At 55.5% G+C, this 19,253-nt stretch carries 19 protein-coding genes; 9 read left to right on the top strand and 10 right to left on the bottom strand.

Annotated elements, in window-relative coordinates; genetic code table 11:
• Positions 1 to 41: 41 nt before the first annotated feature.
• The 4 genes from BLV45_RS10270 to BLV45_RS10255 all read left to right on the top strand — a co-directional run bounded on the left by BLV45_RS10270 (position 42) and on the right by BLV45_RS10255 (position 3,643).
• Entirely contained in the window at positions 42 to 1,019 is a 978-nt protein-coding gene (locus BLV45_RS10270) for a LysR substrate-binding domain-containing protein (RefSeq protein WP_090532382.1), read from the top strand.
• Positions 1,020 to 1,324: 305 nt separating this feature from the next.
• Positions 1,325 to 1,882, top strand: a complete 558-nt coding sequence (locus BLV45_RS10265) for a cytochrome b (RefSeq protein ID WP_090532380.1) — start codon at positions 1,325 to 1,327, stop codon at positions 1,880 to 1,882.
• 26 nt (positions 1,883 to 1,908) lie between these two features.
• Positions 1,909 to 2,409, top strand: a complete 501-nt coding sequence (locus BLV45_RS10260) for a hypothetical protein (protein WP_090532377.1) — start codon at positions 1,909 to 1,911, stop codon at positions 2,407 to 2,409.
• Positions 2,410 to 2,485: 76 nt separating this feature from the next.
• Positions 2,486 to 3,643 carry a porin gene (locus tag BLV45_RS10255; RefSeq protein ID WP_090532376.1) on the top strand — a complete coding sequence of 386 codons (1,158 nt, stop codon included), beginning with the start codon at positions 2,486 to 2,488 and terminating at the stop codon, positions 3,641 to 3,643.
• 635 nt (positions 3,644 to 4,278) lie between these two features.
• Here the strand turns inward: BLV45_RS10255 and BLV45_RS10250 are convergent.
• Complete coding sequence (locus BLV45_RS10250) at positions 4,279 to 5,595, bottom strand: NAD(P)/FAD-dependent oxidoreductase (RefSeq protein ID WP_090532374.1); 1,317 nt, start codon at positions 5,593 to 5,595, stop codon at positions 4,279 to 4,281.
• Between the two features lie 202 nt (positions 5,596 to 5,797).
• Between BLV45_RS10250 and BLV45_RS10245 the strand changes: the two genes are divergently transcribed.
• Together BLV45_RS10245 and argH are read left to right on the top strand one after the other, a co-directional pair.
• Positions 5,798 to 6,286, top strand: coding sequence for a GNAT family N-acetyltransferase (locus BLV45_RS10245; RefSeq protein ID WP_090532372.1), 489 nt, complete (start codon positions 5,798 to 5,800; stop codon positions 6,284 to 6,286).
• Between the two features lie 42 nt (positions 6,287 to 6,328).
• The gene (gene argH, locus BLV45_RS10240) at positions 6,329 to 7,840 is read left to right on the top strand and encodes an argininosuccinate lyase (RefSeq protein WP_090532370.1); all 1,512 of its coding nucleotides are present in this window, start codon (positions 6,329 to 6,331) and stop codon (positions 7,838 to 7,840) included.
• Positions 7,841 to 7,928: 88 nt separating this feature from the next.
• Here the strand turns inward: argH and BLV45_RS10235 are convergent, their stop codons facing one another.
• Positions 7,929 to 9,155, bottom strand: a complete 1,227-nt coding sequence (locus BLV45_RS10235) for a GNAT family N-acetyltransferase (protein WP_090532366.1) — start codon at positions 9,153 to 9,155, stop codon at positions 7,929 to 7,931.
• A gap of 222 nt (positions 9,156 to 9,377) precedes the next feature.
• Here BLV45_RS10235 and BLV45_RS10230 point away from each other — a divergent pair, with 222 nt between their 5' ends.
• From BLV45_RS10230 to BLV45_RS10220, 3 genes are read left to right on the top strand one after another with little or no spacing between them, the layout of a single operon-like run.
• Complete coding sequence (locus BLV45_RS10230) at positions 9,378 to 10,052, top strand: amino acid ABC transporter permease (RefSeq protein ID WP_090532363.1); 675 nt, start codon at positions 9,378 to 9,380, stop codon at positions 10,050 to 10,052.
• Complete coding sequence (locus tag BLV45_RS10225; RefSeq protein ID WP_090532361.1) at positions 10,049 to 10,726, top strand: amino acid ABC transporter permease; 678 nt, start codon at positions 10,049 to 10,051, stop codon at positions 10,724 to 10,726. Before BLV45_RS10230 ends, BLV45_RS10225 begins: the two co-directional genes overlap by 4 nt.
• Before the next feature lie 33 nt (positions 10,727 to 10,759).
• The gene (locus tag BLV45_RS10220) at positions 10,760 to 11,497 is read left to right on the top strand and encodes an amino acid ABC transporter ATP-binding protein (protein WP_090532359.1); all 738 of its coding nucleotides are present in this window, start codon (positions 10,760 to 10,762) and stop codon (positions 11,495 to 11,497) included.
• 128 nt (positions 11,498 to 11,625) lie between these two features.
• On the opposite strand, the gene tnpC is transcribed toward BLV45_RS10220, so the two are convergent.
• The 8 genes from tnpC to BLV45_RS10180 all read right to left on the bottom strand — a co-directional run bounded on the left by tnpC (position 11,626) and on the right by BLV45_RS10180 (position 19,037).
• On the bottom strand, positions 11,626 to 13,182 hold the full coding sequence (gene tnpC / locus BLV45_RS10215; protein ID WP_090532357.1) for an IS66 family transposase: 1,557 nt from the start codon (positions 13,180 to 13,182) through the stop codon (positions 11,626 to 11,628).
• Between the two features lie 33 nt (positions 13,183 to 13,215).
• Positions 13,216 to 13,566, bottom strand: coding sequence for an IS66 family insertion sequence element accessory protein TnpB (gene tnpB / locus BLV45_RS10210; protein ID WP_090532355.1), 351 nt, complete (start codon positions 13,564 to 13,566; stop codon positions 13,216 to 13,218).
• Positions 13,547 to 14,032: an IS66-like element accessory protein TnpA gene (gene tnpA / locus BLV45_RS10205; RefSeq protein ID WP_090532353.1), complete on the bottom strand. Its 486-nt coding sequence runs from the start codon at positions 14,030 to 14,032 to the stop codon at positions 13,547 to 13,549. Before tnpA ends, tnpB begins: the two co-directional genes overlap by 20 nt.
• 260 nt (positions 14,033 to 14,292) lie before the next feature.
• Positions 14,293 to 15,432, bottom strand: coding sequence for a porin (locus tag BLV45_RS10200; RefSeq protein ID WP_090532352.1), 1,140 nt, complete (start codon positions 15,430 to 15,432; stop codon positions 14,293 to 14,295).
• 31 nt (positions 15,433 to 15,463) lie between these two features.
• Entirely contained in the window at positions 15,464 to 16,891 is a 1,428-nt protein-coding gene (locus BLV45_RS10195; protein ID WP_090532350.1) for an aldehyde dehydrogenase family protein, read from the bottom strand.
• Positions 16,892 to 17,020: 129 nt separating this feature from the next.
• The gene (locus BLV45_RS10190; RefSeq protein WP_090532348.1) at positions 17,021 to 17,878 is read right to left on the bottom strand and encodes a transporter substrate-binding domain-containing protein; all 858 of its coding nucleotides are present in this window, start codon (positions 17,876 to 17,878) and stop codon (positions 17,021 to 17,023) included.
• 62 nt (positions 17,879 to 17,940) lie between these two features.
• Positions 17,941 to 18,450 (bottom strand): hypothetical protein, encoded by a 510-nt coding sequence (locus BLV45_RS10185; protein WP_090532346.1) that lies wholly within the window; start codon positions 18,448 to 18,450, stop codon positions 17,941 to 17,943.
• 23 nt (positions 18,451 to 18,473) lie between these two features.
• On the bottom strand, positions 18,474 to 19,037 hold the full coding sequence (locus BLV45_RS10180) for a cytochrome b (RefSeq protein WP_090532344.1): 564 nt from the start codon (positions 19,035 to 19,037) through the stop codon (positions 18,474 to 18,476).
• Between the last annotated feature and the right edge of the window lie 216 nt (positions 19,038 to 19,253).

Genomic DNA, 19,253 nt, shown 5'->3' with positions numbered 1-19,253 from the left:
GTTGGCAACATCAGAAATAATTAGGTCAATAAGTTCACGTTATGAGTCTCCGAGATATTGAGGTTTTCCGCGCGGTCATGAATGCAGGAAGTACCAGCAAGGCCTCCGGCCTGCTGGGAATCTCTCAACCGGCCGTCAGTCAAGCGATTCGACGCCTCGAGGACATGGCGAATTTCAAGCTGTTTGAGCGGGTACGCAGCCGATTGATACCAACCCAGGAAGCCGTCGCACTGATGCGCGATGTCGACCGCTACTTTGTCGGCTATGAAGTGATCGAGCACCGCATCAGGAGCCTTCGCTCGTATGGGCTTGGTCGGATGGCAATTGCAACATTTCCGGCTCTCGGAACGGGATTCTTGCCGCGGGTTATTGCGGCATTCGATGCTCCCTCGAAAGACATCCAGATTTCGCTGCAGGTCATGAGCTCGCGGGACGTACATGAAAAGGTCTCGGCCGGCGAGGCTGACTTCGGGCTGATGTCGGATGAGATGTCGATGGCCGGGCTCGAACATTCACAATTCGTGCGTATGCCCGGTGTGGCTGTTATGACCGCCTCGCACCCACTCGCGGGGTCGTCGTCAATCCACATGAAGGACATGATAGACCGCCCTTTTGTGGCACTGAACCCGGAAGACAGCACGCGTCTCGGGCTGGACAACCAACTTTCAGCCCGCGACATTCGACTCAAACCGGTAGTTGAAACACCTTACTCGCACACGGTATGTGAGCTCGCTCTGGCTGGAGTCGGGCTTGGAATTGTTCATCCTATTGTCGCGCTCGACTTCGTCGGTCGCGGGCTGGTCGTCAAACCTGTGGACGTCGAAGTGATGTTCACGGGAATGTTGGTGTTTCGACCAGGGACACCTCTTTCCGAGAACGTCAAAAAGTTTCTGCGCCAAATGCGTGTCCAACTGGGGCATGACCAGGACGTGCTCGCGGAAGCAATGAAAGCACGGGACACGAGCAAGGGCTCGAGCACGAGCAGACAAAGTAACCGCACGGGAAATCGGATTAGCTGAGCGAAGAGGGTAAACGACCCCTTTTCTGGACAACGTCAAACGACCATTCGTTGCACTTGTGCGGTCGCGTCAGGGTCGCTTCCTCATCGCCAGCATGCTGGTCCGTGCTTCGTCTCGGCGCATATCAACCGATTCCGCTGTTCCGTTTTCCTCGTCAAGGACGGGGAAACGCAAGACAAGGCCACCTAACATATAACAACGACTTATAGAGTTAATTTTGTCGGACGCTTACATTTCGCTTTGGCGCTTCTACTATCCACTCCGTCGACCCCATCAACCAAGACTCCAACGACGGCGGAGCAGATATGTACACGACATCTCAAGCGCAGGTTCGGCCCACCGGCCGTAACGCTTATGACCGGGTTTCCATCGCTATCCACTGGTTCATTTTTGTCTGTGTGGTGGCGTTGTGCATCATCGGTTTTCTCTTCTACAAACTCGACTTCAACTCGGAAAGCTACAACAACTACTACTACTGGCACCGCTCGATTGGGGAAACCGTTTTCGCCGTCATGCTGTTCAGCGTTTTCTGGCGCTTTCGGAGACCGTCTCCTCCCGAGTTGGATGACATCCCTTGGCGCGCCCGTGCGGCGAAGCTTACGCAACGTGCGATCATCACTCTGCTCATCGTCGTTCCAGCACTCAAAGTCTGGCGAGGTGCGTACGGCATCGGATGGGAGTTCTTCGGCCTGAAAATCCCTGCGCCGCTACCGAAGAACGTCCCGATGGGCCATTTCCTCACCGACTGGCACTACTACACGGCCATTGCTCTGATTGCGTTGTCCGCTCTCCACTCCCTGGCTGCGCTTTACCACCACTACTTCCTGAAAGACGGGCTCATCGGTCGGATGAAACCATTTTAAAAAACCCATATTAAATAGGATAACTAATGAAAACGTTTGCATTTACCGCTCGTATTGCGATTTGCGCCGCTGTACTGAGCGCGAGTTCAGGATCATTTGCAGCCGGCTCGCCGACCATCGCTTACTTCAACAAACCGGACTCCCACACGGCCGTATACCTGAAGGGTAAGGACCCGGTGAAGGTAGCCTCGGTCGAGCTCGACCTGAAGACCGCATCTAAGGTCCTCGTTCAATTCACCAGCGGTATTGCTGACGAGAACTCCAAAGGATGCCCCTGCTCGGTCCGCGCATACGTGACCATGGATGGCGAAGCAGCTCGACCGGTTAAGCGTGTGAATGTCGCATCGCCGGCTGTTCAGGAAGTCGATAAGTACGAACACGACAGACAAAACCTCGACGCATCGACTGTCTACGAGGCACCGAAAGGGATGCATACGTTTACCGTGACGTTCCAGAAGATGGGCGGAGACACGGACGAGATTGAAGTCTACTACCCGAATCTTCAAGCGATCGTCTTTCCGAACTGATGTCACGACACCTGGCTGAGATCTAGGCAACCATGCTGGGCTGCTCGCAGCCCAGCGCTCAACGACATGAACTGAAATGAAGAAAAATGGCGTATTGTTGGCCTTGGCAGGCTGCGCGATAACCGGCCAGGCGTTCGCCCAATCCAGTGTCACGCTTTATGGCGTAATTGATACTGGCATTGGTTATATCCACAACTCGCAGACCTCCGCGGGAAACCAGTCGACGCAGGTGAAGTTTGGTGGAGCGCTGATGGGCTCCCGCTGGGGAGTAAGAGGCTCAGAAGACCTCGGTTCGGGGATGTCTGCAATTTTCCAGTTGGAGAACGGATATAACCCTGGTACCGGCGCACTTGGTCAGGGCGGTCGGATGTTCGGACGCTCGGCGATAGTCGGTCTTTCCAGTCGCTTTGGTACGGTCAAACTGGGGCGAACGTACGACCCGGTCACCGACCTTGTACAGCCCCTAACTGAAGACAACTTTTTCAGCGGACTGTTCGTTACTCCTGGCGACGTAGACAACTACGACAACGACCTGCGGGTCAGCAACGCGGTCAAGTACATCAGTCCGATGATGTCGGGCGTTCAAGTCGAAGCGCTGTACGCGTTTGGAGGGGTTGCAGGAAGCACTGGCTCGGGGCAGACATATTCAGCAGCAGTCAGCTATACGAACGGCCCGCTCGGAGCAGCTGCTGGCTACTTTCATGCAGACGGAGGGAACACTCTCACGAATGGCATCCGTACGTGGACCAGCAGTTCGGACTCGCTGTTCTTCTCTGCAATAAATCAAGGGTTTGCTTCTGCGAAGTCGATTGACATCATTCACGCGGGAATTCAGTACGCTATCGGGAAGTTCACTCTCGGCGCGGGTTACAGCCACAGCCAGTACAACCGTGATGCGAACTCTCGATTTACCGATGCAGCCAGATTCGACAATGGCGCAGTGTACGTGAACTACGCACCACGGCCGGATATTCTGTTGGGGGTAGGCTACAACTTCACCAGGCTGAATGGGCCGGCTAACGCGTCGTATTATCAGGCCAACCTGGGTGCGCAGTATTTGCTGTCCAAGCGTACGTCGCTTTATTGGACGGGCGGTTATCAGAAGGCGAATGGCACCAATCTCTCGGCCTCCGGAGCGCTCGTGCCGGCACAAGCCTCGGTTGGCTCCTACGGCGTGAACTCTGGAACCGGGAGCCAACTTGTGACTGTCGTGGGAATTCGCCACAAGTTTTGATTGTCGACTCGATGTTACGAGCCGTCCGGGCCGATGCGCGCAACGGACGGTTTCCCCGACGTTCTATTGAAGGCGCATCCGCGCCTTTTTCTCATTCAGTTTATCAACCACCCTACGTCCAAACCCGCCCGCGCGCACTCAGCAACATAGCACCGGATGCGTGCGTTCCCGCGTCTTCGACGAACAGTTACGGGGTTCGGCGACGCACGCGTATCTTCCCTCTGAATATGACCGCGTTAGGAACAATTCTTTAGGTATTGACCAGTCTTGATAAGTTTGCAATAGACCGACCTTGCGCCTAAACTCGGATGGCGTTTGGGCGCGGCTTCAATATTCCAGACGAATGCTGAGCCGCGCCTTCTCATGGCGGATACGGTTCTGCGACGGAGGTTGGAGAAGGGGTGCGCAGCCCAGTCTGTTTAGTATTGGGGGATATCGCGATTCTGCAACAGAGTGGGGCACCATTCGAGTGACAGCTCCCTCTTGGTCGATCCTCTCCACTGCAGAGATCAACCGTTGCTGTTGCATGCGCGCGCTTTGGCTCAGACGGCGAAGCAACTCAGTGCAGCAGACGGTCCATTCATAGGATTGAGCGATCTCAGCGCGGGATCAATTCGCGCTCGCGTGTCCTTAGCTCACCACACAGATTGACTCTTCTCATCGATCCAATCCAACATTCCCAATCCGAGTACGCCCAAAGGAACGAACCACGGCGTCTTTCCATAGGGCGGGTATTTTTTAAAAGTTAACTGCTCGAGCAACGAGGGTGATTTCTCAACTCCCAACATCCGGTCAACAGCGAGTCTGCCCAGATAGGGCATGATGGCCGCGCCGCTACCGTTGCAGCCAACGGCGTAGTGGACCCCGCCAAACGAACCGATGTGTTGCAAATGATCATTGGTCATCGCTACGTTACCGGTCCAGCAGTGGCTTATCTTGACGGAGGCGAGTTGCGGAAAAACCTGGGTCAGGAAACGCTGCAGAAACACAGCGGCTTCCCTCGTATCCCGAACCCATGCCCGCGGTCTTGCGCCGAACAAAATGCGGTCGCCTTCCGGCGAAGGCCTGAAGTACCAAAGATTGCGCTTCGTGTCCGAATACATGCGACGGTGCGGCATGACTTCATCCATCAATGAACGAGGCATTCTTTCCGTTGCCACGATATATGATGCGACGGGCGCAACGCGCCGGCGCAAGGGCGCCAACGCATTGTCGGAATACCCGTTGGTGGCAAACAGTACATTGCTCGCCAGCAACTCACCTTTCTCAGACAGAACACGGAAGGTACCTCCGGCGATTTTGCCGACGCCGAGAACGCGATTTCGCGAAATGAGCTTCCCACCCAGAGCTTGAAATTTTTTGGCTAAGGCTATGGCGAATTTGGACGGGTGAATTCCGCCGAATTCCTTCACCAGCAGTCCGCCGTGGTAATGCGTGGTGCCAATTTCAGTTTGAAGCTCGTCGCGGGAGAGAACAGAGGTCGTAACGCCAGCGCGCTCATGCAGGATTCTGGCCTGTTCGCGGAACGTGAGGCTCGCCTCAGATGAAGAAGCGAGAAACAGCCGCCCAGACTGCTGAAAATCCATGTCCATCGCGTCGTCCTCGGCAAACGACCTGACGAGGCGAAACGCATCGGAGTGGATTCGCGACAGCATGCTGAGATGCGCCGAGTCGAGATCGCGAAACGAGCCGTTCAACAAAAATTTCTGTCCGCTCGACAGCATCGCGCCGCTGCGACAACTCGCCATTCCGCCGATAGGCCCAGCATCGACCACCAGTGCAGATTGCCCAAGCTCCAACGCGCGGATTCCGGCCGATAGTCCGCAAAAGCCCGACCCCACAACCACGAGATCGACTTTTTCAGGAATCGCATCCTGATGATCAAACGGACGGGCAGCTTCCCACCAGACGGGCTCGGACTTGAATTCAGACGCAAAAATTGTGTTGGTCATTGTCGGATTGAATGGTTGCTGCGACACAGGTTCGGCCTTGCGAGGATAATTGTCTACAATAAATTAAGTGTCAACATATTTGATGACGTACTGCCAGATGGTCGATTTCCGTGAGCCAAGCCTTGACAAATCGATATTGGCACTTGAAACTGTCAACACTTTCTGAAGTGTAGTATAAAAATCAGCCGGTGGAGATCAAGTCATGGAATCAGGCTCGGACCATTCACAAACGCCTATGTCGCAAGTCGCGATTCAAGCTGCGAAGCCATCCCAGTTCGAACTTTTGGCGCGCATGAACAAGGAACTGATCGAGGATGAGGGGCATCGCAATCCAATGAACGTCGAGGAATTGTGTCAGCGGTTCGAACGCTTTGTCTCGACGGAGGGATATTCACTCGACGTCATTCTGTGGTGTAACGAGGTGATCGGATTTGCGACGTATCGCCAGGAACCGGACAGTGCCGAGGCATGTGGCTATCACATCCATCTGCGTCAGTTTTATATCTCACGTGACGTACGAGGGCGCGGTCTTGGAAGCCTCGCATTCGAGTCATTGACGCGCGCGCGCTTCAAGCGCGGCGAGCGCCTTTTTCTAAATGTCCTCGAGACGAACCCGCGGGGTAAGGAATTCTGGAAAAAGACGGGCTTCAAGCCTTACGACACCACCATGGAACAGGTGGTACAGGGTTAAAGCAAAGACGGCTCGTTTGGTATTTCATTCATCAAAACCATCATGAGGGAAGCAAACATGTCTGATAAACAGGGCGTAGTCGACGCAACGCGCATTGGACGAAGCTCCGTTGCAAAAGCGCCAGAGTTCCAGGAGCTGTATGAATTCGACGCCGCCGCCAAAACGCTGGTTGACGCAACCTTCCCTTATGAGAGCCAGATTCATCGCGCACATGTGGTGATGCTCGCCGAAAGCGGCATCCTGAAGACGCAGGAAGTCGCGGAGATTCTGCGTGGGTTAGCCGTCGTCGACGAGCGCGCCAGAAGCGATCCTTCATTGCGCACATATCTTCCGTACGAAGCCGCACTCAAGAAGGTCGTCGGTTCCGTTGGCGGCAAGATGCACCTGGGAAGAAGCCGCAACGATTTGGCAAACGCCGTCAAGCGCATGTTCCTGCGAGACCAGGCCAATCGCACGATCGAGGCCCTCATCGGCTTGCGTGCTGCCGTCATAGCCAAAGCGGCCGATAACCTCGACACGGTGATGGTCGTCTATACACAGCGTAAAGAAGCACAGCCCATTACGCTCGCTCACTACCTGATGGCCTACTCGGAAGGCCTCGGCAAAAGTATCGAACGTTACGAGCAGATGTACGCGCGGATCAACCATTGCCCGCTTGGCGCTGCGGCGACGGCGGGCACCGGCTGGCCATTGAACAGGGAAAGAACGTCCGGGCTTCTCGGATTCGATGCGCTCGTCGTCAATACAATTGAAGGCGTCGCGGGATGGGATCACATCGCGGAGTTCGCGGCCAATAATGCGATCTATATGAGCAGCCTTAGCAGGCTCGCATCCGAGATCCAGCTCTGGAGCACCGACGAATATCGCGTCGCTGAACTGGACCCGTCGTTTGCCGGCACGAGCAGCATCATGCCGCAAAAGAAGAACCCGGATTCGCTCGAAAGAACGCGCCAAGCGGCAGCAGCGGCAATGGGGCCGTTCGTATCAATCGTCACGTCGCTGAATGCAATCGAATACCAGTACAGCGCGGCTCGTGTCGGTCTCGAACCGCGTTCGATCGACGGGATAATGGCGGCGACGCATGCAATGACGGGCGTGGTTCGCACGTTGCAGCCGAACAAGGCGCAAATGCTGAAATACGCGTCGGAGAATTTCGCCACGATGACAGACCTCACCGATATGCTCGTTCGAGAGTGTGGCCTCGACTATCGCGAGGCACACGAAGTCATTGCGCGCGTGGTCAATGCCGCAATCGATGCCCGCAAGACGGCGAACCAGATCGATCTGGACATGGTTCAGGCAGCCGCACATGCGCAACTCGGACATCCGCTGGACATATCCGCTGCCGCAATCGCCGCGGCATTGGACCCCGTGCAAAACGTCGGTCGTAGAAATGGAATCGGCGGTCCTGCTCCGAGCTCAGTGCAACAGATGATCGACAATGACCGCAAAGCGCTTGCAGAAGAGCAGGCGCGCCTGGAAGACCGGTTCGCCCGACTGAAGCACTCGGGTACGGACCTCGACGACGCAGTCAAGCGTATCGCTGGCCTGTAGGGTTCCGATTCGATCCGTAGCGGGCAAAAATGGCTCCTGTCTCGTGAAGATTTCATTCGACAGGAGCCTGCCGCGATACGCGTGCGGGTTACCCGAGTTTGTCGCTCAGATCGATGGTGTGCTCCATGATCGAGCCGTAGACGGTGAAACCCGTGCGCAGCCAGAACACCTTGCCACCAGGGTTATTTTCAATCACTTCGAGGTAGATACGTTCGCCGGGCTGGAAGCGTATCTTGACCAACTCGTCGAATGCGAGATGTCCTGCACCCCCACGGCGTCGATGACGCACGATATAAAACTGCCGCAAGTAGATCTGACGCGCTTTCGGGTTGGACGGATCGGATTCGTATCTGTGGGTCGCGTATCCGATGATCTCCTCGTCGAGATAGAAGAGATCGATTTGCCAACCGTCGTCGATGAATTGCCGGAAACGCTCTTCGAGTTGCGGCACCGTCATCTTGTTACGATGTCCTTCGTCGTCGGCGAGTTCGCGGTTCATTCGCGCGAGAAGGGGCAGGTCCTCCATGCGATGCGGTCGGACCGTGATCCGGCCGCCCAAGGAGGAGCTGATTTCGGGCATCTCTTCCGTCGTTTCGATGACGGGCGCGACGACGCTGTCGCCGTGAGGCCCAAGGTATTGCAGCACTTCGTCCCGCTCGATATTGAGCAGCCGTTGAATCGCGCTGACAGCACGCTCGGCACCACGCGCACGAATATCCTTGAGCAGCGTCGCGTGACTTTTCGCTACCGCGCGCATTTGTGCGGGGTCCGGATTCATTAGCAGATGGACAAGCCTCAATTCCGAAGCGAGTTTGATGAAGGTCGACGTGATCCGCTCATTGTGGCCAGCACGGCAAATGGCGGTATGAAAGGCAACATCGGCCTCTATCATACGGCTCTTGGCGTTGGACAACGCGGCAGTCTCGGTCTCATGCAGTGCCTCTTCAATGGCGCTGAGATCGGTTGGTGTCGCGAGCCGGATTGCGTCTGCGACTGCAGCGCTTTCGAGCAAGGAGCGCAGTGCATACAGTTCAGCAACTTCGCGCTGGTTCAGGCTTCGCACATATGAGCCTTTGAAAGGCTCGGATTCGAGCAGTCCCGCTTCCTGCAGTTGGCGAACCGCTTCGCGAACCGGGCCTCGGCTCACGCCGAGCCGCCGGGCGATCTCAACCTCGTTCAGCTTGTCCCCGGGTTTCAGCTCGCCCTCGAGAATGATCGCCGACACTTCCCTGGTGACCGTCTCAACCAGAGGCTGACGCTTCTGAGCGACTTCCTGCGACTGAAACGGCGACGAGGCGCTAACAACTTTGGACATTGGTTTCTCCTTATGCACAGGCGAAGCATAGCAAGTGTTGACAATCTGTTCAATAAAACTGTTGACAGTTATATTATCGACTCGTACTCTAGAACTGAGGGCCCTAACGCAGAACGCTGTTTGAATATGCGGCTGCGAGCATCGTTTGCATTCGACCTGGGCACTACGAGCATGGATCTCAATACGTGCAAGTTACTTCGTCGTACAAAATGAGACAGGCGCATGAATAGCACTTCGCATTTTGATTGGACATATCTGCTGTCGGCTGCACCCGCACTACTCGTCGGACTACGCATGACAATCGTTGTAGCAGGGTCATGTATTCTCTGCTCGCTCGTGCTGGGTTATATCGGGTCTGCGGTTCTGTATTTCGAAGTGCCGTACGTACGAAGGGTGGTTCGCGCATACATTGCGCTAATCAGAAATACGCCTCTACTCGTGCAGATTTTCTTCTTCTATTTCGGGCTTCCGGAACTTGGAGTAAGAGTAGACGCAACGCTTTCGGGGATTCTTGTTCTTTCCGTGTGGGGCGGAGCGTATCAAATCGAAAATCTGCGCGGGGCGCTTCTGAACCTTCCGCGCGCGCTGATCGAAGGAGCGAGATCACTCGGTATTCATCCTTTGAGGATCTATCTGTTCGTCATGTTGCCGTTAGCGACACGAACCGTGGTTCCTGCGTTGATGAACACCTCCGTTTCGATCACGAAGAACTCTGCGTTGCTCACAGCGATCGGTGTCCCCGAGTTGACGTATGTGGCGATGGATAACATCGCTTCGTCATATCGCAGCCTTGAGAATTTCTTTGCGCTGTTCGTTGGGTACCTGGTGATCGTTCTCTGCATGTCTGTTTTCGCAAATCTGGTTGAACATCATTTAGGGCGGGGCTTCGGAAAATGAACCTGCAACTGATTTACGCAAACAGCGGATTTTTTCTGAGGGCGGCCATTCTCACGGGGGCGATGTTCGTGGCCAGTGTGGGCTTCACAACGATCATCGCGATTACCTTCGGTGGATTGGCGACATCGAAGAACGCGATTGTACGAGGAGCATTTCGCATCATCATCGAATTTCTCCGTGACGTGCCGCTCATTGTCAATGTCTTCTTTGTCTTCTTCGGTGCGCCGGCCTTTGGACTGCGACTCGGTCCAATCGAGGCGACTGTTTTGAGCCTCTCGCTATGGGGCGGAGCGAATGGCGCGGAAATTGTCCGTGGTGGTATCAATTCAGTCGCGAAACATCAGATCGAAAGTGCCCGTGCACTTGGGCTTTCCAGATTCCGCATTTTTGCGTCCATTGTCGTTCCGCAGGCCGTCCGCCCAATCATTCCCGCATATGCAGGGCTATGTACGGTATTGCTCCAGTCTACGTCGCTCGGCGCACTCGTCGGAGCGCCTGAACTCCTGAAAAGTGCACAGATCATCATCGAGCGATCTGCGTATTTTCAGGGGGGCATGCCCGGGATAACGGTGTACACCTTCATTCTGATTGTGTACTTTGCAGCGGGATCGACGCTTACGCGGTTCACGAAGAGATTGGAGCGGCGAATGAGCCGGTCAGCCGGCCTTCATTGAGCGGTATGCCCAGTCGAAAAACGGGAGGAGCAAATGGGTTCACCCATTCTTGAGGTATCGGCGCTGCGAAAGCGGTATGGAAGTCTCGAGGTACTGAGAGGTATTGACCTATCCATCAAAGCCGGGCAGCGCATCGTGGTGATGGGATCGAGCGGATCAGGCAAAAGCAGCTTCATCAGATGCCTGAACGGACTCGAGAAAACGGACGACGGCACGATCCGCTTTCATGGGGAGAATATCGAGGCTCTTAGTGAGACCTCCTGGCGGCGTGTCAGGCAAAGGATGGGGATGGTCTTTCAGAACTACTCGCTCTTTCCGCATTTCAATGTGCTGAGCAATCTGACCTTCGCTCCGATCCGGGAACATGTCTTGTCGGCCCACGAAGCGGAAAAAAATGCCTTGGCGTGGCTGGAGCGAGTAGGTCTAATTGACAAGGCGCACGCATATCCTGCGCAGCTCTCGGGTGGTCAGCAACAACGAGTCGCGATTGTCCGCTCCATGATGATGAAACCGGACGTGATGCTATTTGATGAACCCACTTCCGCTCTGGACCCGGAGACTGTTGGAGAGGTTCTATCGATCATTGCCGAATTGACCGCTGATGGTCTGACGTCCGTCGTTGTGACGCACGAAATGGGTTTTGCGCGCCGCTGTGCGGATCGCATCGTATTCATGGATGAAGGGAAGATCATTGAAGACTGCTCGCCTGAGCAGTTCTTTACAGCTCCGACAACCGAGCGGGCGCGCAGATTCATCTCGAATCACAAATAACACATGGGCGAGCGCGATGCTCGCCCATGTGTTCCTCTGGGGGCATCAATCGAATGCGAGGCGCCACGCGTCAAAAAGCGTAAGCGCGCAATAAACCACGTGTCTTGCGCGAGGCGACCGGGTGTGCGTCAGTCCGTGGAAGTGGCGAGGTGCCAAGGCAGCAGCGCCTCGTAATCGTCGGCACTGTGTGCGAGCGGCAACGCCTTGAACAACGCGACGAGATAGCCGTACGGTTCAACGTTGTTTGCCTTGCACGTTTCGATCAGCGAATACAGGTTGGCTGCGGCATTCGCGCCGGCGACTGTGTCGTAGAAGAGCCAGTTTTTTCGCCCGACTGTGAACGGCCTGATCGCATTCTCGCAAGCATTGTTCGATATCGGCCACGCGCCGTTCTCGACGTAGCGAATGAGCTTCGGCCACTGGCCCTGCAAGTAGTGCAGCGCTTTGCCGAAGGCGCTTTGTGGCAACACAGCGTGCAACTGGCGCAGGAGCAGCTCCTCGATCTGCTCGAGGATCACACGACTCTCGCGCTGTCTCGCGAGCAGCCTATCCGCTGGCGTTATGTTCTCGCAGCGCGATTCGATCGCAAAGAGCTGCCCGATCAGTCGAATGAATTCGCTGACGGGATGATCGCGACCACGCTGCGCCTTCGGCAGATTCTCTTCGGCGTCGATCATGTAGCGTCGCGCATGCGCCCAGCATCCGAGATGCACCAGTCGATTGGCGTCAGCGACATTGTTGTACGGCTCATAGCCGTCAGTCATCAACACCGCGCCGGGTTTGATGCCAGCATAGAGCACCGCGGCCTGTGCCGTGCTACGGGTCGGGCTGTAACTGAACAATCGAACGGGCGGACCAGTGCCGCTCATCTGTACCCACATGTAACTCTTGCGTTGTGCGGCACGGCCTGGCTCTTTCAATACCTGCACCGTCGTTTCATCGCCGTAGACGATGTCGGCCTCAAGCAGGTGATCGCGCATCAGGTTGATCAGCGGCTGCACGGTCGTGCCGACGCGCACTACGCTGGCTGCCAGCGTGCCCCGTGAGAGATCGCCACCGAAACGGTGCAGCAGCGCGGCGATTCGATACAGCGGCAACGCGTCAGCGAACTTACTCACGACCACCCATGCAAGTGCCGATTCAGTGAGTAAGCCCTTCGGGATGATGCGGGCCGGTGCCGGCGTCACCTTGATGCCGAGGCCGCAGCAAGGACACGCGTATTTGATTCGCTGGTGCTGAATGACACGAACCTGCTGCGGCACGATATCGAGTTGCTCGCTGATCTCGGCTCCGATCTCGACCAGCGCGTGGCCGTCGTGTGCGCAGACGCGTTCTGAATCGGGCAGTTCGTGACGTACGATCTCCCGCGGTAGCATCGGGTCCAACGGCTTGCGCCCACGCTTCTTGCGTTCGTGCGCGCCGACCTCGATGCTCTGTTCCGTTTCGGTCTCTTGCGCTGGCTCGCATCCCGTTGCGGCCGCTTCTGCTTCGTTCAAGAAGAGGTCGCGTTGTTCGGCACCGCGCACTTCGCTCTTGGCGGCAAACAGCTGCCGCTGATAGGCCTTGAGCTTCTCGCGCAGCAGATCACGTTCGACGGTCACCACGCGTAACTCGCCCTTCATGGCAGCGAGTTGTGCGCGCAGCGCCTGTAGCTCGTCGGTGGGGGATGAGGATGGTGGCGGCATCGCCGGATTAGACCAGCGATGCTGGCTCGCGTTTCAGGTCACGCGCTGATAGTAGCGCGTCGGATGCGCGCGCATCGCTTCGATGTCGATGCCGTCGAGCAACCAGTGAAGTTGCTCCGTTCGCAGCTTGAGCACGGCTTCCTTGCGCGGCCAAACGAAGCGGTCCTGCTCGAGTCGCTTCATGAGGAGCCAGAATCCGTTACGGTCCCACAACAGCATCTTGATGCGATCGCGCCGCTGATTGCTGAACACGTACACCGCGCGCGCGAATGGATCGAGCTTCATCGATTGCTCGACGATGGCTGCAAGACCGTTGATGCTCTTGCGGAAGTCAACGGCGTCGCGATGCACGTAGACCTTCAGCTCATCGTCCAGCCGGAACATCACACCGCCCCAGCGTTTCGATCATGGCCGATAGCAGCGACGCGTCGTTGCCGATGCATTCGAGCTTGAGCGTGATGCCGTTGGGCATCTGGACCGTCAACGTAGACGGGGCCGCGTGAACCGTCGGCGAACTAGCCGTCGTTTCCGGCGAAGAAGATATCGCGGATCTGCACTCGAGTTCGACGAGTGCCTGTTCGCCGCTGACCCTGACGACCGGCACGAATGCCGGCTCTGCCGTCGGCGACTGCGTTGAAGCACCAGCCAGCCGTTGCTGGTGTAGCTTGATCCATTTGTGCAGCAAGTTCGCATTGACTCCGTGTCTGAGTGCGAGCCCCGCTACTGACGCCCCTGGCTCGAGGCAAGCGTCGACCAGCCGCTGTTTGGTCCGCCGATCAAAACGGCGCTTGCCGTCTTTGCCTACGGTGACGACCTTCAGGCACGACGTTTCTGAGTGTTGTTCTGTCATAAGGTGTCCACTGAAAATCAGTGGACATAGCCTGCACGGTCAGATCACTGAGTGCTAGACGCCCATTTCTGCGCGCTTACCAAAAAGCCGTGTGATGGCTCCCATGGAACTCACTGTCGCAATCGGAGCGTCGGACGAGAATCGATTTCCCGAATTGTCCTTGGAAACGCGGACAGCGCATCATGATCACGATGTAAAAAAGCCTGCCGTTTGATTGGCAGGCTGCGTCTACGAGCAAGTAGGGCGAAGATCGTTGCGGATCAGAATTTATGCCGCAGACCGAGGCGAATGACGAACTGATGGTTGTTCGACGAGACGCCGGCAGAGCCTGGCACATAAGCGCGATCGAGAATGGTTCCAGACGTACCTCCGCCGACTTTCATGTACGCACCTTGCAGGTTGACATCGGTGCGCTTGGACAGAAGGTAATCTGCGCTAACGCCAGCCGTGTGGTAGTGAACTCTGGCATCGTTCTGCGCGCTCGATTCCGACGACTCCGTGTAAACATATTGAGCCCCGACCGAAAACGCAGGCGTAAATTGGTAGAGCCCGTTCAGTTCGAAATTCTCGTACCTCAAATAGGTGAGGGGTACGCCTGACGCGAGGCTCAACGAGCCGACATAGATGGAAGAAACCGGGTCCTCCAGATCGGTACGTGTGTAGGTGAAACCCAGCAATGCAGCGCCAATGGCATAGTTGATTCCGCCGCCGAAGGTTCGCATGTGATTGGCGACGAAAATGCTGTCGGTATTGGTCAACGCTCCCATCGTGCCATTGCCGGGCTTGGATGCGTCGAGATATCCCGCACCGATGGTGAAAGGACCATACGAATATTTGGCGCCAACACTTTGTTCCCTGTTGTCCGCGAAGCCGGGTGTGTTGCTGAAGCTATAAGTACCGCCAAACGTGAAGCCCGAAATAGTGACGCTTTTGTATTTGAGCGTGTTGTTTGCCCGATTCGACGTGTCGGTATTGTCGTTATCGTATGGATGTGCCAGTAGGTAGCCCCCCCAATTGCCATTCGCAGTCAGCGGCGCAACATAGTCGACGACGGAGTCATACTGTCGACCCATAGTCACGCTGCCGAAGTGCGACGATTCGAGCCCGACGTAGGCCAGTCGTCCCCAAATGAGGCCTTGTGCGAGTTTGCCGCTGTTCACATCGAATATGTTAGCGAGAAAGAAAGTGGCCTTCATGCCGCCGCCAAGATCTTCGGTCCCCCGCATACCGATGCGGGTTCCCTGGATATATCCGCTTGCAAGCTGTACCGCATGCTTGCCGCCATCGTTGCTGGTGTAGTTCAATCCATCACTGATAATGCCGAAGAGCGTGACGCTGCTTTGTGCAAAGACCGGCATGGACAGGGTACTGGCGATGGACAGCGTCAAGAGTCGTTTCATTGTTTCCTCGGCATTGATAGAGTGATGTAGCTCAGTTTTGGCTTAAATAGGTCGGATCGATGTTGACGGACTTGAGGTTGCTCATTGACTGAAGTCCGAATGGAGAGAGCGAGACGGCACCATTGCCGGATTGTCCATATCCGATCCAGCCTAGGCGGGCGTCGACGAAGTTGCATCGATTGACGAACACCGTTCCCGTATTCATCTGGGTGATGAACTGTTCTGCCCGGCTTCGGCATCGCGTGAAAATCGCCGATGTGAGGCCGTATAGGCTCGAACAAACCATGCGGATGGCTTCGTCATCGGAACTGACACGCATTACGGGCAGCACGGGACCAAACGTCTCCGTACGCATCACATTCATATCTGCACATACGTCGGCCAACAGGGTGGGCTCGATAAACAGGGTTTTGCCCACGGATACGACGTGCCCGCCGCAGACGATGCGAGCACCGTTTTTCTGGGCATCGTCGACGAGGCTTTTGAGCATTCGCACTGCGGGTTCCCGACTGAAGAGCGGTCCAAGCGTTGTTGACGGGTCTGTTGGATCGCCGAAGCGATGGGCGTTCATTGCGTCTTTCGCGGCCGCGAGATAGGACTCGTAATGCTTTTCGTGGACGAATACGCGTTTTACTGCACAGCAGGACTGTCCTGAATTGTGCAATCGACCGATATTCACGGTCGATTCGACTGCATGCGCGAGATCGGCATCTTCGGCGATGTAGGCCGCATCGTTCCCACCCAGCTCGAGCGTGTAGGTCAGAAAAGGGTTGGATATGTCGTTGTTTGCCCTGTTTGCAAGACTTGTTTGAATGGCGCGGCCACCTTGCACGGAGCCCGTGAATATGACGTGGTTTATGTCGCACGTTTCGATGATTTGGGCCGACGCACGATAATCGATCACTGCGTCGAGGAGCAGATTCTCTATGCCACCCATCTGATTAAACGCGTTTCGGAAGTGTCGTCCGACTGATGGCGCCGTCGTGTGTTTCAGCAGCACGGTACTGCCAGTCAACAGGGCGCAGATTGTTCCGTTGATTGCGCAAAAGAGCGGGTAGTTCCATGGAGAGATGATGTAGACCACTCCCTTGGAGACATATTCCATGCGCCCCTGGAAATCGTCACGGCCCGCAATCGCGTACGGTGACGTGGCGCCTTGTTCGGCCAGCGTGCACATGACCAGCGCTCGCTCGATCATGAAATCGAGCTCTTCTGCTGCCGCTCGAACCGGTTTGCCCACTTCTGAGGTTATTGCCGATGCTATGCCGTCGCGACGTTCGCGGAAGTAACTGAGGGCATTTCGGATCAGTTCTGCGCGGGCATGCACGCTCAGGGACGACCATGCTATGTTCGCCGCTCTCAGTCGCGATATTTTGGAACTGATTTCTTCCAGACTCTCCGACTCCTCGGAGAAGACGACGTCTCCGCTGAAGGGATTTATCACCTCAATGTTGCTCATAGAATTCCTCATAATAAACAACTTCGTGTCAAATAGTTTGGTATACTAAATATACTGCCAGCGAACGGACGAGGCGATGGGAGTAGATGGGACGTCGTGGTAACGAGTCCCAGCGCTGTGGCGAAAGAGCTACTTCAAGATAGAATTTTGCGGCGTGCTGCCGTCAGGGGCAGGCCGGAGGTATCCTCGAAGCACAGCTTCTTGCAGAGGCCCACTTGTGTATTTCTTGACTGACGTTTCGAAAGTGCCGTCTCGTCTTGCCTCCTCGATCAGCTTATTGATGTAGACGCGTAGCGACTCGTCGCCTTTTCGGACAGCGGGGGCACCCCAGCTTATTCCGTAATTGATATCAGAGACGACCATGTCGGGGTCTCTGGAAGCCGTGGGCAGCAACGCTTTGACATCTTCGGCCAGTCCATCCGCACGCCCTTGCCGCATTGCGGTGATCGCATCGTTCATGCTGTCGAGTAGCACAAGATGGATCTTTGGGTAGTGACTTTTCAGGTATTGAGCTTGCCATCCACCCTTCAGTGAAATGATGGTTTTCCCGTCGAAATCATCGAGACGGGAATATTTGTCGCCTCGGCGAATCAGAATTCCTGCGGCTCCCCAATTCGTCGAGTCCGTAAAGTCCACGACGCGCTTGCGTTCTTCGGTAGGCGACATCGTCGCTATGACAAGGTCGACTTTTCCGCTCACGAGCATCTGTATGCGCGTAGCCGATGTGACGCAGGTGAAGTTCACCTTGTCTGCATCGCCGAAAGCGTGGCTAGAAATATATCTGGAGAAGTCGACATCTATCCCGGCTGGTTTGCCATTCGTGTCGAGAAATGCAGCGGGAGGAGCATCGCATTTGACGCCGACATTCAAAGTGCCTGCCTTCTTCAACGTCTCGGGAATTTCTCCAGTCGCAGCGGTCGATTCCCCGCATAGCGCAAACAATACGGAAAAGACAAGTGTGACCGAAAGTCGATTCCTGAAAATCATAGCCGCTCCTTGAAGACCTTTCTGCGATGCGCTGGGATTGTTGCCAGCGCGGGCTTAAACAATCATTCTGGGAATGCGATCACATGAAAGTTGGGGTAGTAAATCTCGAGATCGTTCCCGTTCGTATCGACCTGCTGAAACGTCAGTTCATACGTATGCTTGCCCGGCGCCGCGTCAAACATAGTGGTGCCATCCAGGTTTTGTCGGTCGTTGTCGTACTTGTCGATGTCGTGCGCGGCAGGGCTACCCACGTTGATTCGCTTGATGGGCCGTGCCTTCCCTCCGTCCATCGAGACGAGAGCACGCATGTAGCACGGACAGTTCTGAGCGTGCTCCGACGAGATTTCGCTGGAGAACTGGATGAGCACCTTCGATTTCTTCTTGACGTCCAGAGCCAGCGACGCAATCTTGAAAGGCTCCTGCCCTTTGATGAGATATTTGGTATCCCATCCTGGTGTACTGAAGGTCGCAACGGTAGGCTCGGCCGCGAATGCCGCCGATGTCACCAGCACGGCGACGCCAGCAACAACGAAATGTTTCTTCAGAGCGATTGCATGGTTGAAAAATTGCATTTTATCTTCTCCTTGGTGTGAATTTAAAGCGGACTCATACGCTTAAGCAACGAATCTCGTTTTACGAACTGATGCCAAATTGCCGCCAGCGAATGCAAGGCGCTCAGAAAAATAAGAGCCAATGCGCTGTAATAGTGCGCAGCGGTCAAAAATCGTCCGAGAGGTTCATTCGGAGGCCAAATTCCGGGGATATGCCACGCAAAAAAGGTCCATCCCATGGTTCCATATGCTCCCCGCCACAGCTTGAATGCCGGTACGAGAATCAATAGCACCAGCAGGAGCGATTTCGTGACGCGAGCAACGGTTGCACGCCACGGCACATCGGGAAATTCTGGAGGAGGTGTCCTCGTGGTCCGGCGAAAAACACTGAATATAGTCAGTACGAAGATGATTTCACCAAGCGAGCGGTGCCAATAGTAATAGCTGGCGTAGGCTTGAGACGTCCGGTAATCGAGCTTGTAAAACAGAAAACCGAGTGTGCATACAGTGACGACGAGGACGAAAATTGCCCAGTGAATAAGAATTGACAGGCGGTCGTACGCAGCCATCGGAACGCGCGTCGTTGAGGGTGAGCCAATATTGTCCATATCGATAGTCCATGAGAAACGTAATTAGCATTACGAAACATATAGACATGTGCGCCTCCGTCCATGCGCGCTTGAGCCTATGGATTAACGATATGTTGGCAATTTGATAGTGTCAACACCTCATTAGTATAAAACTGTCGACAGTTAGGGTATCCCATCATGCCGTAAATGGGGCCTTATCATCGGTTGACGTTTGGATTTGGTGGCTCCCGGCTA

The sequence above is a fragment of the Paraburkholderia sartisoli genome, assembly GCF_900107685.1.
GTDB lineage: Bacteria > Pseudomonadota > Gammaproteobacteria > Burkholderiales > Burkholderiaceae > Paraburkholderia > Paraburkholderia sartisoli.
Note: the sequence above shows the minus strand (reverse complement) of the source record. Positions and strands in the feature narration are given on the sequence as shown.

Coding starts and splice junctions, on each gene's coding strand:
- tnpA (WP_090532353.1), bottom strand. CDS start 14,032: ATGACAGAACAACACTCAGAAACGTCGTGCCTGAAGGTCGTCACCGTA.
- BLV45_RS10270 (WP_090532382.1), top strand. CDS start 42: ATGAGTCTCCGAGATATTGAGGTTTTCCGCGCGGTCATGAATGCAGGA.
- BLV45_RS10260 (WP_090532377.1), top strand. CDS start 1,909: ATGAAAACGTTTGCATTTACCGCTCGTATTGCGATTTGCGCCGCTGTA.
- BLV45_RS10255 (WP_090532376.1), top strand. CDS start 2,486: ATGAAGAAAAATGGCGTATTGTTGGCCTTGGCAGGCTGCGCGATAACC.
- BLV45_RS10230 (WP_090532363.1), top strand. CDS start 9,378: ATGAATAGCACTTCGCATTTTGATTGGACATATCTGCTGTCGGCTGCA.
- BLV45_RS10190 (WP_090532348.1), bottom strand. CDS start 17,878: ATGATTTTCAGGAATCGACTTTCGGTCACACTTGTCTTTTCCGTATTG.
- BLV45_RS10245 (WP_090532372.1), top strand. CDS start 5,798: ATGGAATCAGGCTCGGACCATTCACAAACGCCTATGTCGCAAGTCGCG.
- tnpB (WP_090532355.1), bottom strand. CDS start 13,566: ATGTTCCGGCTGGACGATGAGCTGAAGGTCTACGTGCATCGCGACGCC.
- BLV45_RS10195 (WP_090532350.1), bottom strand. CDS start 16,891: ATGAGCAACATTGAGGTGATAAATCCCTTCAGCGGAGACGTCGTCTTC.
- BLV45_RS10220 (WP_090532359.1), top strand. CDS start 10,760: ATGGGTTCACCCATTCTTGAGGTATCGGCGCTGCGAAAGCGGTATGGA.
- argH (WP_090532370.1), top strand. CDS start 6,329: ATGAGGGAAGCAAACATGTCTGATAAACAGGGCGTAGTCGACGCAACG.
- BLV45_RS10250 (WP_090532374.1), bottom strand. CDS start 5,595: ATGACCAACACAATTTTTGCGTCTGAATTCAAGTCCGAGCCCGTCTGG.
- BLV45_RS10185 (WP_090532346.1), bottom strand. CDS start 18,450: ATGCAATTTTTCAACCATGCAATCGCTCTGAAGAAACATTTCGTTGTT.
- tnpC (WP_090532357.1), bottom strand. CDS start 13,182: ATGCCGCCACCATCCTCATCCCCCACCGACGAGCTACAGGCGCTGCGC.
- BLV45_RS10225 (WP_090532361.1), top strand. CDS start 10,049: ATGAACCTGCAACTGATTTACGCAAACAGCGGATTTTTTCTGAGGGCG.
- BLV45_RS10180 (WP_090532344.1), bottom strand. CDS start 19,037: ATGGACAATATTGGCTCACCCTCAACGACGCGCGTTCCGATGGCTGCG.
- BLV45_RS10235 (WP_090532366.1), bottom strand. CDS start 9,155: ATGTCCAAAGTTGTTAGCGCCTCGTCGCCGTTTCAGTCGCAGGAAGTC.
- BLV45_RS10265 (WP_090532380.1), top strand. CDS start 1,325: ATGTACACGACATCTCAAGCGCAGGTTCGGCCCACCGGCCGTAACGCT.
- BLV45_RS10200 (WP_090532352.1), bottom strand. CDS start 15,432: ATGAAACGACTCTTGACGCTGTCCATCGCCAGTACCCTGTCCATGCCG.